The 16,791-nt window shown below is 69.6% G+C and carries 9 protein-coding genes; 1 reads left to right on the top strand and 8 read right to left on the bottom strand.

Annotation, left to right across the window (positions count from 1 at the left end; genetic code table 11):
• Nucleotides 1-66 precede the first annotated feature (66 nt).
• The 6 genes from J7357_RS08400 to J7357_RS08375 form a co-directional block, all read right to left on the bottom strand.
• Nucleotides 67-1,008 (bottom strand): glycerophosphodiester phosphodiesterase family protein, encoded by a 942-nt coding sequence (locus J7357_RS08400; protein ID WP_209245775.1) that lies wholly within the window; start codon nt 1,006-1,008, stop codon nt 67-69.
• Nucleotides 1,009-1,027: 19 nt separating this feature from the next.
• Entirely contained in the window at nt 1,028-3,946 is a 2,919-nt protein-coding gene (locus J7357_RS08395; protein ID WP_209245774.1) for a TonB-dependent receptor, read from the bottom strand.
• A 257-nt stretch (nt 3,947-4,203) separates the two neighbouring features.
• On the bottom strand, nt 4,204-4,860 hold the full coding sequence (locus J7357_RS08390) for an HAD family phosphatase (RefSeq protein ID WP_209245773.1): 657 nt from the start codon (nt 4,858-4,860) through the stop codon (nt 4,204-4,206).
• A 288-nt stretch (nt 4,861-5,148) separates the two neighbouring features.
• Nucleotides 5,149-10,038 (bottom strand): alpha-2-macroglobulin, encoded by a 4,890-nt coding sequence (locus J7357_RS08385; protein WP_209245952.1) that lies wholly within the window; start codon nt 10,036-10,038, stop codon nt 5,149-5,151.
• 501 nt (nt 10,039-10,539) lie between these two features.
• The gene (locus J7357_RS08380) at nt 10,540-11,529 is read right to left on the bottom strand and encodes a nucleoside hydrolase (RefSeq protein ID WP_209245951.1); all 990 of its coding nucleotides are present in this window, start codon (nt 11,527-11,529) and stop codon (nt 10,540-10,542) included.
• A 76-nt stretch (nt 11,530-11,605) separates the two neighbouring features.
• On the bottom strand, nt 11,606-13,825 hold the full coding sequence (locus J7357_RS08375; RefSeq protein WP_209245772.1) for a TonB-dependent receptor: 2,220 nt from the start codon (nt 13,823-13,825) through the stop codon (nt 11,606-11,608).
• Between the two features lie 624 nt (nt 13,826-14,449).
• Here J7357_RS08375 and J7357_RS08370 point away from each other — a divergent pair.
• Nucleotides 14,450-14,971, top strand: a complete 522-nt coding sequence (locus tag J7357_RS08370; protein WP_209245771.1) for a hypothetical protein — start codon at nt 14,450-14,452, stop codon at nt 14,969-14,971.
• Nucleotides 14,972-15,029: 58 nt separating this feature from the next.
• On the opposite strand, the gene prpF is transcribed toward J7357_RS08370, so the two are convergent.
• A complete protein-coding gene (gene prpF / locus J7357_RS08365) occupies nt 15,030-16,223 on the bottom strand; it encodes a 2-methylaconitate cis-trans isomerase PrpF (protein ID WP_209245770.1) in 1,194 nt (397 codons plus the stop codon).
• 38 nt (nt 16,224-16,261) lie between these two features.
• Nucleotides 16,262-16,765 (bottom strand): SRPBCC family protein, encoded by a 504-nt coding sequence (locus J7357_RS08360; RefSeq protein ID WP_209245769.1) that lies wholly within the window; start codon nt 16,763-16,765, stop codon nt 16,262-16,264.
• Between the last annotated feature and the right edge of the window lie 26 nt (nt 16,766-16,791).

Genomic DNA, 16,791 nt, shown 5'->3' with positions numbered 1-16,791 from the left:
CAATCGCCACGTCCACAAGCGGTCGCGCACCGACCGATTCCGGACAGTGGCGCGGTCAGGCGCGGATCACGGCTTTTCCAGCGAGGCGCGATAGCGCAGCAGCGCTTCCGGTTCGTCGGTCTGGAAGGCGCCGATGCCGGCGCGGTACAGCCGCCCCCACACCGCCTCCGGATCGCGCACCGCATCGGCATCGCCGCCGACATCGGCGACGAAGCCTTCCCACAGCGTATTGACCAGCAGCCGCACGTGCCGCTGCTTGGCCAGCGCCGCCACCGCCGGCAACTGGGCCAGGCGCATCCGCGGCAGTTCGATCGCCACCGGCCGCACCTTGCCGTCGGTCTGGGTGCGCACGGTCTGCACCAGGTCGTCGGTGCCCGGCGGGTTGAGCAGCACCGGGGTGAAGTTGATCCGGTCGAACGGCGGCATCGACGCCAGATCCTGGCTGGCGACGCCGACTTCGGTCTTGACCACCACCTGGCGCTCCATGCCGGCGCGACGCACCGCATCGACCACCTCGGCGTAGATCGGCGCCTTGACGTCGAGGTTGAGCATGATCCGGCCCTTGGCCGCGGCCAGCATCTGCTGCAGGGTCAACGGATGCTGGTCGGTGAGCGGCGCGTCGGCGCCGCCCTCGTCGTCGCGCAGGCGCAGCCGCGCCAGTTGCGGCCAGGTCAGTTCGGCGACCTTGCCGGTGCCGTCGGTGGTGCGGTCGACGGTCGCGTCATGGAACATCACCAGGGTGCCGTCGCCGGCGCGGCGGATGTCGGTTTCCAGCATGTCCACGCCCAGCGCCACGCAGCGCTCCAGGCCCAGCAGCGAGTTCTCCGGCGCGTGCCCGGCGAAGCCATGCGCCGGCGCGGGATTGTGGCAGCCGCGGTGGGCGACGACGAAGATGCCGCCGTCGGGATTGGCCAGGCGCGCCTGGATCGGGGCGATGGCGGCCACGGCCGGGGCCGTGGCGGTCAGCAGCGCGGCGATGACGGCGCCGCGCGAGAAAAGCAGATTCATGGAAGGTCTCCGGCAACGGTCACAGCGACGGGGTGAAGCGCAGGCCGAGCCAGTAGGTGGTCGGCATCGAATAACTGTCCTTCAGCAGGTTCTCGCCGGGGCCGGTGAAGCTGGTGAGGCGGCTGTGGGTGACATTGCTGATCTGGCCGACCACGCTGAGCTGCTTGCTCACCGCCCAGGTCGCCGACAGGTCCAACTGCGAGCGCGGCGCCCAGTACAGGTCCTGCCAGGCGATGTTGCTGACGATGGCGCGCAGCGCCTTGCCCTGGCGGTTGTAGGCCGCGCGCAGTTCCACCCCGCCGACCGTGTAGAACAGCGAGGCATTGGCGGTGTAGCCCGGCTGCCCGACCAGGCGATCGACGGTGCGCTGGCTCTGCACCAGGTTGGGCGCGCTGCCGCTGGTGAACGGCACGTCCATGCCGCCATCGAGCAGCGCCAGGTTGGCGCTGGCGCCCAGGCCGGACAGCGCCGGCACGCCCGGGAACAAGGTGTTGAACACCGCGCTCAGTTCCAGGCCGCGCACGTGCGCCTTGGCCGCGTTGGCCGGGGTGCTGATCAGCACGTTGGAATAAGTGGTGCCGTTGAAGCTGAACTGGTCGGTGCGCGAGAGGGTGAAGATCTCGTCCTGGATGCGCTTGTCGAACAGCGCCGCGGCGAGCATGCCGTCGAAGTCGTCGGGCAGGCGCCATTCCAGCGACAGGTCCAGGTTGGTGGACACGCGCGGCTTGATGTCGGGGTTGCCGATGGTGACGGTCACGCCCTGCGCGTTGGGATTGCCCATGTCGCTGCTGTTGACGAAGCCGATCGAGGTGCGCGCGGCATAGGCGTCGTAGGGCGGGCGGCCGAGCGTGCGGCTGGCGCCGGCGCGCAGGTCGAGGCGGTCGTTGACGTGGTAGGTCATCACCGCCGACGGCAACACCTTGGCGTAGCGCGACTCGGTGGGCGCATCGACGTAGACGTAGCTGCCGGTGGCCGCGTCCAGTTGCCGCTGGCGGCCGACCGTGGACTGGTCGGTATGGTCGTAGTGCAGGCCGGCTTCCACATCGAAATCGTCGGCGCGATAGCCGACCAGGCCGTAGGCACCGAAGATTTCTTCGCGATGGCTGAAGTTGTCCTGGTTGCTGAAGGCGCTCTGGTCGGTGCGGTTGAACGCGCTCAGCGGCGTGGCGCTGAGGATCTGGTTGGCCTTGTCCGGATCGATCGCGATCAGGTTCAGGCCCAGGTAGCGCATCGGCGCGTTGGACGGCGCCAGCACGTCGGCGATCTTCAGCGGCGGCGCGCTGCGGTTGGGCTGGTATTCGACGCGGTAGATGTCGAAGCCGGGTTCGTCGCGGGTGTAGCTCAGGCCGCCGCCGAAGCCGACGCCGCGGTCCATCTCGCCGCGGTTGAAGGCGTAGTCCAGGCGGCCGGTGAGCACCTTGTCGCGCGCATTGCGCTGGTAGTCCGGGCGCCAGTACAGCAGGCTGTAGTTGTCGTAGTTGTAGTACGACTGCGCCGACATCGGGAAGCGTTGGTTGAGCGCAGAGGTGTCGTAGTTGAAGCCATAGGCCGCCGTCGGCACCACGGTGACGCCGGCGCCGGTCTGCCCGGTGGGCACCGCCGCCGGGCGCTGCGCGCCGGTGACGTACTTGATCATCTTGATCGGTTCGGCATAGGTGGCATCGGACCAGGACGCGCGCGCCGACAGCACCTGCCGGTCGTCCGGGCGCCATTCGAAGCCGGTCTGGCCGAGCTTGGTGCGGGTGGTGGTGATCTGGTTGGAGTAGCCCACTTCCACGTCGCCGACCGGATACGTGCCGCTGGTGGCGGTCTGGTTGTAGACGCGGTTGCGGTTGCGCGGATCGAGGATGATCTCGTTGCGCTCCATGTTGTCGCGGAAGTAGTAGTAGCCGGCCATGGCGTAGGCCTGGAGGGATTCGCTCAACCGCGCCTCGAACTTGCCGGTGAGGCCGTAGCGGTCGCGCTTGTCCATCACGTACCAGTACTTGTCCTGCTGCGGCACGGCCCAGCCGTTGCCCAGGTTGTTGCCGCTCTGCAGTACGCCGCTGTTGTCGTAGAACCCGTAGTGCACCGTGTCGGTGGTCATGTGGGTTTCGGTGTAGCTGCTCAGCGTCTGGTAGTTGCCGGACAGGGTCAGGCCGTACTGCCCTTCGCTGCCGAAGGTACGGCTGCCGGTGGCCAGCAGGCGGTAGCCCGGGTCGTCCTGGTCGCGCGGCTTGCCGACGTCGTTGGCGTGGCCCAGCGAGGCCTCGGCGGTGAAGAACGGCTTGCCGCCGTTCTCGAACGCGCTGCGGGTCTTGAGGTTGATCGCGCCGCCGGTGGCGTTCGGGTCCAGGTCCGGAGTGAAGGTCTTGATGACCTGCAGTTCGCTGACCATCGAGGCCGGCAGGATGTCCAGGCGCACGCCGCGGGTGATCGAGCCGAGCGTGCCGTTGGGCGTGCCCGGCGAGGCCACGGTCAGGCCGTCGATGGTGACGTTGTTGTAGGACGGGCCGAGACCGCGCAGCACCGGGGTGGCGGCCTCGTCGCGCGGATGTTCGTTGTCGGTGGCCGGCAGCACCGACAGGCCGGGGATGCGGCGCAGCGCCTCGACGATGGTGGTGTCCGGCAGTGCACGCACGTCGGTGGAGCTGACCACGTCGGTGATGTTGGTGGCCGCGCGCTTGCTCTCGATCGCGGCGGCATTGGCCTTGCGCACGCCGGTGACCATCACGCTGGACAGCGTGGTGGTGCCGTCGTCGCTGGCGGCGGCGCTGGGCGCGGTGTCGGGCGTGGAGGTTGGCGTGGCGTCGCCGACGGCGGGCGCAGCGACGGCGGCGCTGGCGTCGGCGGCGAGCGTCGCCGTGGTGGATGCGGCGTCCTGCGCCAGCGCGGCCTGGCAGCTGGCGGCGAGCGCGCAGACGATCAGCGCGCGGCGCCGATGGGTGAGTGGTTGCATGGCGATGTCCCCTGGTGACCGAATTAAGTAACTTAAAGTTCGTTATTTAATCCCAGGGATATGACGGAGCGATGGCGGCCATCGGAAAGCATGGCGACAGCGCACGCCCGGCGATGGCAACGGCGTTTCTTACGGCATCGGCGAACGGCAGACCGCTCGCAGGGCGTGGAGCGGCCCATGGCATCGCTGCCGGCGCAACGGCGCCGGCACCTTGATCGCCAGGACGCTGCGCTGGCGACGGCGCGGCGTGGCGCGGATCAGGGCGCTGGCGCGCGCGGCGACAGCAGGCTCAGCGCGACCAGGTCCTCGCGCAAGGTGGCGGCGTCGCGGAACTGCAACGCGTGCATGCCGGTGGCCGCGGCGGCGTGCACGTTGCGCGGCGCGTCGTCGATGAACACCGCACGCGCCGGCTCGATCGCATAGCGTTCGCACAGCAGCGCGAAGATCGCCGGGTCCGGTTTGACCAGGCGCTCCTCGCCCGACACCAGCACGCCCTCGAACCATTGCAGGAACGGGTAGCGTTCGCGCGCGATCGGGAAGGTCTCGTGCGACCAGTTGGTCAACGCGTACAGCCGCACGCCCTGCCCGCGCAGTTCCTCCAGCACCGCCACCGTGGCGTCCAGCGCGCCGCCGAGCATCTCCGGCCAACGTGCGTGGTAGGCGGCGATCATCGGCGCATGCGTCGGATGCAGCGCGCTGAGTTCGGCCACCGCGTCGTGCCATGGACGTCCGGCATCCTGGCGCTCGTTCCACTGCGGGCTGCACACCTCGCGCAGGAAGGTTTCCATCGCCGCCTCGTCGTCGAACAGGCGGCGGTACAGATGACGTGGGTTCCAGTCGATCAGGACCCCGCCGAGATCGAACACCACGGTGTCCAGGTGGGGTGCGGCAGGCGGGGAGGATGCGGGGGGCATGACAGGCTCCAGGAACGAGAGGGGGACGCAGCGGCGGACCAGGGGTGCGCCGGCGGCGGCGCGCTGGGTGCGGCGGTCATGGTAGCTGTCGCGTCTGGCTGACAGTGCTGGCCGGGATCCCTTCATCCCCGGCCCCTCGGGGGTTGGTGCGGTGTTGCTGGTGGGGCTCCCTGGCGGTCGTACCCTCACCCCCGGCCCCTCTCCCGCAGGGAGAGGGGAGTCAAGCGGCGTCCCTGGTGGTCGGACCCTCACCCCCGGCCCCTCTCCCTGGGGGAGAGGGGGCTTTCATCAGGGCTGCACGACGTTGATCGTGCCGGGGTTGCTGCGCCCCACGCCGCGCAGGTCGGGGCGGTACATGTCCTCGACCAGCGACGGCGGCACCGTGTAGGTGCCCGGGGTCACCGCGCGCACCAGGTAGAACACCTGCGCCTTGCTGCCCGCCGACAGGCTCAGCGCGGCCACGTAGCGGTCGTCGCGGAACTCCTCGTGCTTGACGTCGGCGGCGTTGGAGCGGTCGCTGATCTCGATGCCGTCCACCACCACGTCGGCCCACTGCTTGGCGTCGCCCAGGTTGAAGTTCTCGATCTCCAGGCCGGCCGGCAGCAGGTCGGTCAGCAGCGCGTCGGGCATGCTGGTGTCGGAGGTGATGGTGACGCGCACGATCAGCGCCTCGCCCTCCTTCAGCGGCTGCGGCGTCCACGGCTTGCCGTCGGTGCCGTAGAAGCTGCGCTCCACCTTCAGCGTGCTGTCGTCGGCCGCCGGCGGAGTGCGCGGCACGCCGGCGATTTCCAGGCTGGCGTACAGCGGCGGCTGGCCCTGCGGCACGAAGTGCACGCCGCGCGCCAGCTCGGCCTCGCCGAACTGGCGGCCGAAGGCCTTGGCCGGGGCGATCGCCTCGCTGCTGTCGCCTATGCTCAACTGCCCGGACACCTGCGCGGTCTGGCTGTTGAGCAATGCCTTGCCCATGCGCGCCAGCGCCACCTGCTCCTGCGTGCTCAGCCACAGCCAGCCACCGCGGCGGCGCGCGTCCAGCTCGCGGCCCAGCGCCATCACCCGCGCGTCGTACTCGGGCTTGGCCAGGCCACGCTCGTGCAGCAGCGCGATCATCAGCGCGTCGTCGCGGACCACGCTGCCGTAGTCGCCGAAGTAGCGCGGCCGGTCGGCGCTGTCCTTGGCGAAACCGGCGGCGATCGCCGCTTCGCCGCGCTTCTTGTCGCCCTGCAGCGACAGCGCCACGCCCAGGTGCACCAGCGACAGGCCGGTCAGCGCCTTGCCGCGGTCGTTGTCGTACAGCGCGCGCAGCGTGCCCAGCGGCGCGCGGTTGACCCGCGCCAGCACGTAGCCGGACCAGGCCTGGTTGGCGAACTTCAGGTTCTCGCGGCGGTCCTGGCCGTAGAAGTTGTTGCCGCCGGACAGCAGGTCCTCGCTGAGCCGGTTCAACGCCTTCTGCAGCACGTTGTCGGGCACCGCGAAGCCGGCGTCCTTGGCGTCGAGCAGGAACTCGGCGATGTACGGCGTCAGCCCCGGATTGACGTAGCCGTCGTCGCCCCACATCGAGAAGTGGCCGCTGGACACCTGCATCGAGGCCAGCCGCCCGAACGCGCCTTCCATGCGCGCGCGGCGCGTGGCCGCATCCAGGCCCTTGACCCCGAGCAGGCGCGCGGTGGCGTCGTCGAGCAGCAACGCCGCGTAGCCCTTGCTGGTGGTCTGCTCGGCGCATCCGTAGGGGTATTCCAGCGCGCCCTGCAGCGCGCTGGCGAACGGAATCGGCGGCAATGCGCTGACCAGCATGCGCGCGTTGACCGAGCCGGCCATCAGGCCTTCGGCATCGCTGGCGCCCAGCGTCACCGGCGCCAGCGTGTCCAGCACGCGGGTCTGCGTGCGCAGCACCGACGGCCACGCCGCACGCACCGGCAGGTCGTAGCGGCGGTCGGCGGCATAGCCATTGCCTTCCACCCGCACCCGCACCTTGGCCACCGTGTAGCCCTCCTGCGCCACCAGCGGGAAGCTCAGCGTGGCCTTGCCGTCCTTGCCCAGCTTGGCGCTGCGTGCGTTGTCGGCGATCGCCAGCGGGCCTTCGCCATCCACGCGCACCTTGAACTCGCCCGGCTGGCCGGTGAAGTTCTGCACGTCCAGGGTCACCGTGCTGCGGTCGCCCGGCGCCATCACCCGCGGCATGCTGGCCTCGGCCACGATCGGCGCGCGCACCAGGGTCTCCACGTCGCGGTTGCCGTAGCGCTCGTCCGAATAGACCAGCGCCGACACGCGCAGGGTGCCGTTGAAGTCCGGCACCGGCAACTGCACGCGGGCGTTGCCCTTGGCATCGAGCTGCACCGGGCCGGAGAACAGGTCCACGGTCTGCACCCGCGCGGTCGGGCGCTTGGCCTGCGGCAATGCCGCCAGCGCCATGTCGCCACCGAAGCGCAGCTTGCCGGTGCCGCCCTCGAAGCTCTCGATCACCCGGCCGTAGATGTCGTACGCATCCACGCCCAGGCGCCGCTGCGCGAAGAACTGCGCGTTGGCGTCGGGCACCGGGAAGCGGGTGATGTTGAGGATGCCCACGTCCACCGCGGAGATGGTCACGTGCGCCTGCTTGCCGGCCAGTTCCGGCACGCTCACCGTCACCGGCAGCGGCTGCTCCGGGCGCATCTGCTTGGGCGCGACCAGGCCCACCGCCACGCGTCGGGCCTTGCGGTCCATCGGCACGTGGGCCACGCCGACCGCACGCGCCGGGGTGATCTTGCTCGGTGCCGAGCCGCCGCGGAACACCAGCGCGGTGACGTAGACGTCGTGGCGCTCCCAGTCCTTGGTCACGGGGATCTCAAACGTGCTGCCCGGCTTCACGTCGATGTCCTGCACGTACAGCATGCGGTCGCTCTCGACCATCAGCAGGCCGGGGCCGGCGTGCGGCGGGGTCAGGGTGACCTTGAGCGTGTCGCCGGCCTTGTAGCCGGTCTTGTCCAGCGCCAGCTTGACCTTGTCCGGGCGCGCGTCGAGGCCGCGGTTGTCGTCGTTCCAGCTCCAGCCGGCGTGGAACGGATAACGCGTGGTCAGGCCGGTGGCCGGGTCGAACACGTCCACCCGGTACTCGCCCCACTCCACCGGGAAATCGACCTTGGCGGCGCTGGCGCCGGCATCGACGGTGAGCGTCTGCTTGTTCTCGAAGCGACGGGTGAAGTCATAGTCCCAACGGTTGTCGGTGAACGCCCAGTGGTAGTCGCGCAGCTCGCGCACCAGGGTCACCTTCAGGCCCTTGGCCGGCTGCGGCTTGCCCTGCGCATCCACCCGCATCAGTTCGAAGCGCGCATTGGCGTTGGCGTCGGCGCCGTCCTTGTCGTCGAACAGCGGGCGCACGCCGACCAGCGCCGGCGCCGGCCACAGCACGCGCTTGAGCGTGCGGGTGACGGTGCGGCCACCGGTCTCGTACACGCTGGCCGAGACCAGCGCGGCGATGGTGCTGGTCGGCTTGGCCTCGTCGGGCAGCGCCAGGTCCTCGCTGAGCTTGCCGTCGGCGCCGAACTCGGTATCGACCACGTCCTTGGCCTCGCGCGGCAACTGCAGGGTCGGGTCGCCGAAGAAGTAGCCCGGCAGCGCCTCCACCGGATGCTGCTCGACCGCCACCGCCAGCTTGGCGGTGAAGCGGTTGCCCGCGGCCGGCGCGCCGTACAGGTAGGCGGCAGTGGCCTGCAGCTTGAACGGCTCGCCCGGCTTGAGCGTCTTCTGCGCGCTGTCCAGGTCCAGCTTCATGCGCTCGGGCAGGAACTCCTCGATGCGCAGGGTCATGCCCTGCACCGCTTCCTTGCTGGTCGGGTCGGTGCGGAACTCCACCTGCCAGCGCCCGGTCGGCGCATCGGCGGGGATCAGTTGCTCGAAGCTGAAATAGCCCTGCTCGCCCGGCTGCAGCCGGGTCTCGCGGAAGATCTTGCCGTCGGGCTGCTTGAGCCGCAGGAACACCGGCTGCGCGCCCTTGCCGGTGGTCGGCACCGGCTTGCCGTCGTTGTCGCGCAGCAGCGCCGACACCCGCACGGTCTCGCCGGGGCGGTACAGGTCGCGGCCGGACCAGGCGAACACGTCGAACCAGGCGTTCTCGCGCCCGGCCACCGCGAACTCGCTCAGGTCCAGCGCCGGCTGGTTGAACGGCAGCATCGACAGGTCGGTGCCGCTGCGCGCCACCAGCACCTGGCCGGCGTCGAGCGTGTAGTTCAGCAGCGCGTTGCCGTTGTCGTCGGTCTGGCCCTTGAGGAACAGCTCGCCGTCGGCGTTGAGCACGCGCAGTTCCACCTTCTTCAGCGGCTCGCCGCTCTGCAGCGAGGCGGTGTGGACGAACAGCTTGTCCTTGTAGGCGCGCGCGTGCAGGCCGATGTCGCTGACGGTGAAGAAGGCGGTGTCGTACTCGTTGTCGAACTTGCCGGGGCGGCGCAGCACCGCGAAGTACAGGCCCGGCGCCTGCAGTTCCTTGATTTCCTGGATCGGCAGGTAGGTCAGCGCGCGCTCGTTCTTGTCGCCGCCGAGCACGAAGCGGTTGGTATAGACCGAGTCGGCCAGTTGCGAGATCGGGGTATGGTCGCCGTAGTCGCTGTCCAGCTCCCAGGTGCCGCGGCGGCCGCCGCGCTGGTACTGGGCGAAGAACGCCGGCAGCGCGCTGTCCTTGACCCGCATGAACTCCACGTCCACTTCCGGCACGTTGAGCGAGACCACCGGCAGGCCGCGGCTCTCGCGCGCCGGCAGCACGCTGCCCTGCGAGGCGAAGCCGACCGCCGGGGTCAGTTCGCCGGTGTAGACCTTCTGCTTGAGCGGCTTGCCCAGCCGGCTGCCGTCGGCGGCCAGCAGGTCGGCCGAGATCACCACGGTGTAGTCCTTGGCCGCCTCCACGTAGGGATAGCGCAGGGTCTTGCCGTCGTCGGACAGCGACCAGGCGCTCTCGTCGGTGCCGACCTTCTCCTCGAAGCGCAGCAGCTTGTCGAAATCCTGGGTGCCGACCAGCGGCCGCGAGAACTCCAGCGCCAGCGACAGCCCGTCGCCCTTCTGGTCGGGATAGGCGCGGACCAGGCCGAAGCCCTTCATCGCCTCCTTCTGCCCCTTCACCGGCTCGCCGCTGGCCTCGGGCAACTGCCCGGATTCGTTGCGCTTGCAGCCGCCCAGCGCCAGCGCCAGGCCCAGCAGCAAGAACGTCCCCATCAACCCCGCGCGCAGGCCCGCCCAGCGCCGCTTCGAATCCGTGTGCATGCGTTCGCTCCGTGAATGTGGCGCGAGTATAAAGCGCCGGCGCGACGGTCAGGAGGGGCGAAGGTGCACCATCCGTCGGCATGTGCGCAGCAGGCCGCCGTCGGTGCGGACGTCCCTCCCGCCAAGGCACCACCGATCGCCATGGAGCCCCTGTGGGAGCGGCTTCAGCCGCGACGGGCCTTACCGGGAACGCGGGTCGCGGCTGAAGCCGCTCCTACCCCTGAGTCGCCGTAGGCCCTCACCTTGAGACCAGGTTGGGGGCTTCGGTCCCACCGCGACGGCACTGAGTGCACCGATGGCTCCACTCGTCGGGACTGAAGTCCCTCCCACATAAGGCTTGCGCCGTGGGTGCCGTCGGCATTGGCCATCGGATTGGCTCCCCTGTGGGAGGGACTTCAGTCCCGACTGCAAAACAACGAAGCAGCCAACTGCCCCGCTCGTCGCGACGACACGTCAGTGCAGCATCCGCTGCATGTACAGCGCGATCAGCCGCGGCCGATCCAGCGCCAGGCAGACCTGCGCATTGGCCGCGGCGCCCGGTGCGTCCGCCGTCGGCGTCTCGCGGGTATAGCCCTTGTCGTCGACCACGATGCGCAGCGGCACGGTGGGGCACAGGCCCGGGTCGAGCAACTGCGCCACCGGCACCACGTCGAACAGGGTCGGGGTGGCGCTGGCCCAGGGCTGGTCGGTGTCGCGCCACTGGTAGTAGAGCTGCGCCAACGCGTCGGTCAGCGGTTCGCCATGGGCGAACAGCGCCACCCGCTCCGGCTCCTCCAGGGTCACCTGGGTGGCGTCCAGCGGCAGCATCACGATCGGCACGCCGGCGCCGAACACGCGCTGCGCAGCGGGGATGTCGGCGGCGATGTTGTACTCGGCCGCCGGCGGATTCAGCGGGCGGTAGCGCGACTTGCCGTAGCCCACGCGCACCGAGCCGCCCATCAGCACCACCTGCTTGAGTTGCGCGAAACCGGCCGGGTCGCGCTGCTGCGCGCGCGCCGCGTCGGTCAGCGGGCCGAGCACCAGCAGGGTGACCTGGCCGGGATAGCGCCGCGCCTGCGCCAAGATGAAAGCGGCCGCATCCGGCGCCTTGCGCGGCAGCGTACCCTTCGCCGCCCAGCGCGCCTGGCTGAAGGGAATCGTGCTGTCGGTGCGCTGGCCGATCGCCAGCGGGATGTCGCTGCGACCGGCCTGCTGCAGCAGCCGCTGCAGCAGTTGCGCGCGCAGGCCGGTGTCGCCCCAGGCCGAGGCGATGCCCAGCACCTGCAGCTCCTGGCTGCGCAATAGCAGTGCCAGCGCGAACGCATCGTCGATGTCGTCGCCGACGTCGGTGGACACCACCACCTTCTGCACCGGTGCGCTCGTCGTTGGCGCTGGCGCCGCCACCGCATCGGCCGCCCAGGTCGCCGCGATCAGCAGCGCCGACGCCGCCCATTGCTTCAGCACGCGCATGCGCGTCTCCCCAAAAAAGAACCGCCGGCATGATAGCCGGCGGTCGGTGTTGCAACGGCGAGACCGCGGATCAGAAGTTGGCGCGGAACTGTGCGCCGACGATGCGCGGATCGTTGATGAAGCCGGTGAGGTTGTTGAAGTCGATCGCACCGGTGGCGCGGATCTGGTTGGTGCAGTTGCGGCAGAACACCGAGACCTCGTACGCACCGGCGCCCCAGTTGTAGCCGATCTTGGCACCGCCCTCGAGCAGCGGCTGGCCGACGAACTCGCGCGAGTCGTACAGGAAGAAGTTGATCTCGCTGCGGTAGGACCAGTCGGTGAAGAAGAAGAACTCGGCGTCGTCGCCGACCGGGATGCCGTAGCGCAGGGTCGCGTTGCCCATCCACTTGGCCGCCTGCGGCAGCACGTTGCCGTCGATCAGCGCGCGGCCGGAGGCGTTGATCGGATCGGTCACGGTGCAGGTGCGGCACACGCCCACCGACAGGGTCGGGTCCTCGATGCGGGTCCAGTTGTAGGCGCCGCCCAGGGTCATGCGCAGGTTCTGGGTCAGCAGCGCCTCGAAGTCGAACTCGGCGCCGCGCGCCTTGGAGGCCTTGGCGTTGAGCAGGCGCACGTCGTTGGAGGCGCCGCCGACCGCGGTCAGCTGCTGGTTCTTCACCTTGAAGTCGTAGACGTCGAAGCTCAGGCGCGCACGCTTGTCGAACAGGTCGGACTTGATGCCGATCTCGTAGGAGTCCACGGTCTCCGGCGCGGCCACGGTCAGCGGCGCGGTGGCCGACGGCACGCCGAAGCTGGCGCCGCGGAAACCGCGGGCGGCGCGTCCGTAGACGTTGACGTTGTCGTTGATGGTGTAGGTGGCGCTGAGGTCGCCGGTGACCTTGGAATTGTCGGTGCTGCCGCTGGAGGGCTGCTGCAGGGTCACGCGGTCCAGCGCGAGCACGTCGAAGGTCTTCTTGTCGTAGGTGTAGCGGATGCCGGCGCGCAGGTTCAGGCGCTCGGTGGCCGCGTAGTTCAGCGAGCCGAACGCCGCCCACGAGGTGTTGCGCTGGCGGGTCAGCTGGTAGCTGGCCAGTGTGCCGCCGGCCAGGGTGTTGTAGGTGTAGTTCTCGCCTTCCACCGAATCGTTGAAGTAGTACAGGCCGGCCTGCCAGTTCAGCGGCCCGGCGTACTGCGACTCGGCACGCAGTTCCTGCGAATACTGGTCCAGGTTCTTGATGCCGCCGGCGGTCTCCACCGGGAACGGGATCACCCCGGGGCCGGACGGCGGCGCGAACACCGCGCCGTAGCCGCCGTCGATGTCGCCGCGGCTGTAGTACTTGCCGATGCCCTCGTAGCCGGTGATCGAGTGCAGCACGATGTCGCCCAGGTCCCAGGTCAGGTTGGCGCTGCCGCCGTAGGTCTGCAGTTCCTGGGTGTTCTTGCCGTCGATGGACACCTTGTCCGGGTCGAAGCCGGCGACCAACTGGTTGGTGCCCGGCTGGAAGATGTTGGCGCGGAACAGCCGCGCGGTGCCGTCGAGGTGGCGCGCGTGCGCGTTGAACAGCGCGCTGAAGTCCTCGCCCGGCTGGAACAGCACCTGCAGGCGCACCGCCGAATCCATGTAGCCTTCGAAGGAGCGGTTGTCGATGGTGTTGTCGACCCAGTCGCCGCGGCGCTGGCCCAGCGCCGACAGGCGCGCGGCCCACTTGTCGCCCATGGCCACGCTCAGGCCGGTTTCCATGGTCATGGTGCCGTAGGTGCCGTAGGACAGGCTGGCGTAGCCGTCGTTGGCGCCGATGGTCGGCTTGACCGAATTGAACTTGACCACGCCGGCGGGGGTGTTGCGGCCGAACAGCGTGCCCTGCGGACCGCGCAGCACTTCCAGGCTCTGCAGGTCGAAGATCGGGAAGCCCTTCAGGAACGCGTTCTCGGCGACCACGTCGTCATAGATCAGCGACACCGGCTGCGAGGCGTAGGTGTTGAAGTCGGTGTTGCCGTAGCCGCGGATGTAGAAGCGCGGGAACACGCGGCCGTTGGACGACTCGACGTTGAGGCTGGGCGCCTTGCCGGCCAGCACGCGCACGTCCGAGCCGCTGGTGGCGATGGCGTCCAGGTATTCCGGGCGCAGCACGCTGGCCGACACCGGCACGTCCTTGGAGTCCTCGGCGCGGCGCTCGGCGGTGACCTTGATCGTGTCCAGACGGGCGACCCCGTCGGTGCTGTCCGCCTGCTGGGCGGCGGCGGGGAACGAAAGCGCGGAAACGACGGCAACGGCAAGCGCACTGGCGCGCAGCGACCAACTGGCAGACATGGGAACTCCGGGATGGGTGGACGTGATCGGGAGCGCGCCGAGTCCTTGCCGCGCCGCAGCATAATTAACACAAAATATACAAGCTGTGGCGGCTGGCGTCATCTGCTGGGGTGGGGATTTGGGATTGGGGAGTCGGGATTGGCAAAAGCGGGGCTGATGGCGGCGGCTCGCCTGTCGGCCCGGGCCGGCTTCCCTTCTCGGATTGCGGTAGCCGCTTTTGGTCGCGTCGGGACTGAAGTCCCTCCCACAAGGACAGGCACAGCGCGCGGTCGCCGGTGGCCGGGGCAGTGGCGCTGGCGGCAGAGCACGGAACCGCCGAAATGCCCTGTGGGAGGGACTTCAGTCCCGACGCGCGAAGTCCTCAGGCTCCAGGCCGGCTTGGAGTACCGGTGGCAGCAACACCCCCGACGATGCTCTACCCATGCCACGCCGCCCTTCCAAACGCCCATGCCAAACCGCACATCCTGCGCCCGCGGCCGAAAGGCCAGCAGCGCAAAAAGTCCATCCCGCTGCCGCAAGCCCACCCGGGCCGCACGGAATGGCATCGCACCGCGCGCCGCTTCACACAGCGACCGCTGCCGACGTCTGAAGAGCGCGCATCCGCGCTGCCCTGGAGAGACCCCGATGTTCACACCCCGATCCCTGTCCCTCGTCGCCGTGCTCTGCACGACGCTGCTCACCTGTTCCGCCCAGGCCAAGACCTGCACCGCGGTCGACAACATCGTGGCCAGCACCGCGTCGGACACCGCCAATCGCGCCGCCGGCGGCACTGGCGGGCATGTCGGCCTGCACATGCAGAACGCCACCACGCCGCTGCCGCCCAGCGGCGCGCAGAGTCAGCTCGGGAAATCGGCGTTCGCCAACTGGGCGACGTTCCAGGGCGCCTTCAACAACTGGGCAGCGGCCACGACCGGCAAGCACGTCGACTGCGGCACCGGTGGCGGCCCGAAGGACATCGTCGATGCCGCCAGCGTCGGCATCACTGCGGGCTGGAAATGCACCGCAGCCGGCAAGAACGGCATTTGCACCGCGTGGACCGAGTTCACTCCGGTCAAGGTCTGCTTCTGGTACGCCAATTCGAGGACCACGAACGGCAAGTGGCTGCTCAACACGGCCTACCCGTCGCTCAACGCGGATTGCAGTTGAGCGGACCATCAGCGTTGGCAGCGCCGTGCGGAGCTGCGCCTGCGCACGGCCTGCCGGCTCAGCCCGCCGGCGTCTCCGGCACCCGTACCCAGCCTTCCATCAGCACGCGCGCGCTGCGGCTCATCAAGGCCTTGGTGACGGTCCACTGGCCGTCCACCTGGCGCGCCTCGGCGCCGACCCGCAAGGTGCCCGAGGGGTGGCCGAAGCGCACCGCGGTGCGTTCGCCGCCGCCAGCGGCGCGGTTGACCAGGGTGCCGGGGATCGCCGCGGCGGTGCCGATCGCCACCGCCGCGGTGCCCATCATCGCGTGGTGCAGCTTGCCCATCGACATCGCCCGCACCAGCAGGTCGATGTCGGCGGCCGCCACCGGCTTGCCGCTGGAGGCGGTGTAGTCGGCCGGCGGCGCGACGAAGGCGACCTTGGGCGTGTGCTGGCGCGTCGCCGCGTCTTCAAGCGTGGCGATCAGGCCCATGCGCAGCGCGCCGTATGCGCGGATGGTTTCGAAGCGCTGCAGCGCCTGCGCATCGCCGTTGATCGCATCCTGCAGTTCGGTGCCCTGGTAACCCAGCGCCTGCGCCTCGAGGAAGATGGTGGGAATGCCGGCGTTGATCAGGGTCGCCTGGAAGCTGCCGACGCCCGGCACCTCCAGCGTGTCGACCAGGTGGCCGGTGGGGAACATGGCGCCGCCGGCGCCGTCCTCGTCGGCGGCCGGGTCGAGGAATTCCAGCGCGATCTCCGCCGCCGGGAAGGTCACCCCATCCAGCTCGAAATCGCCGGTCTCCTGCACCGCGCCGTCGCTCATCGGCACCTGCGCGACGATGGTCTTGCCGATGTTGGCCTGCCAGATCCGCACCGTGGCCACGCCATCGCGCGGAATCCGCGCCGGATCGACCAGCCCGGCGGCGATCGTGAACGGCCCCACCGCCGCCGACAGGTTGCCGCAGTTGCCGCTCCAGTCCACGAACGCGCGCTCGATCGCCACCTGGCCGAACAGATAGTCCACGTCGTGGTCCGGGCGCGTGCTCGGCGCCACGATCACGGTCTTGCTGGTGCTGGAGGTGGCCCCGCCCATGCCGTCGATCTGCTTGGCGTAGGGATCGGGGCTGCCGATCACCCGCTGCAGCAGCGCATCGCGCGCCGGGCCCGGCGTCTGCGCCGCCGCAGGCAGGTCCTGCAGGCGGAAGAACACGCCCTTGGAGGTGCCGCCGCGCATGTAGGTGGCGGGGATGCGGAGTTGCGGAGCGTGGGCCATGGCGGTTCCGGGTGCGTACGAAAAGAAGAGACGGCGGATCAGGGCGAATCGGGAATCTCGGGTTCGACCAGTTGCGTCAGCAGGGTCAGCGACTCCTGCCAGCCGAGGTGGCAGAACTCCACCGGGATCTGCGGCGGGATGCCCTCCTGCACGATCTCCAGCGCGGTACCGCAGGCCACCGGCCGCAGCCGCACGGTCACGATCATCTCGCCGGGCAGGTCCGGGTTGTCGAAGCGGTCGGTGTGGCGGATCAGCTGGCCGGGCACCAGTTCCAGGTAGGTGCCGCCGAAGGAACTGCTGGTGCCGGTGCCGAGGTTGGTGAAACTCATCCGGAAGCTGCCGCCCACCCGCGCGTCCAGCGCATGCACGGTGGCGACGAAGCCATGCGGCGGCAGCCATTTGGCCAGCGCCGCCGGCTCCAGGAAGGCGCGATAGACGCGCTCGGCCGGCGCGCGCAGCACGCGATGCAAGTGGACGGTCCCGGTGGTGGCGGCGGACGTGGTCATGGCGGTCTCCTCGGCGGTGGCGGGCGCGGCCAGCATGGCACGCGCCCGATGACAGCGGCAGC

Source organism: Xanthomonas sp. D-109 (assembly GCF_017746095.1).
GTDB classification, from domain to species: Bacteria; Pseudomonadota; Gammaproteobacteria; order Xanthomonadales; family Xanthomonadaceae; genus Xanthomonas_A; species Xanthomonas_A sacchari.
This window is presented reverse-complemented; position numbering and strand designations above follow the sequence as displayed.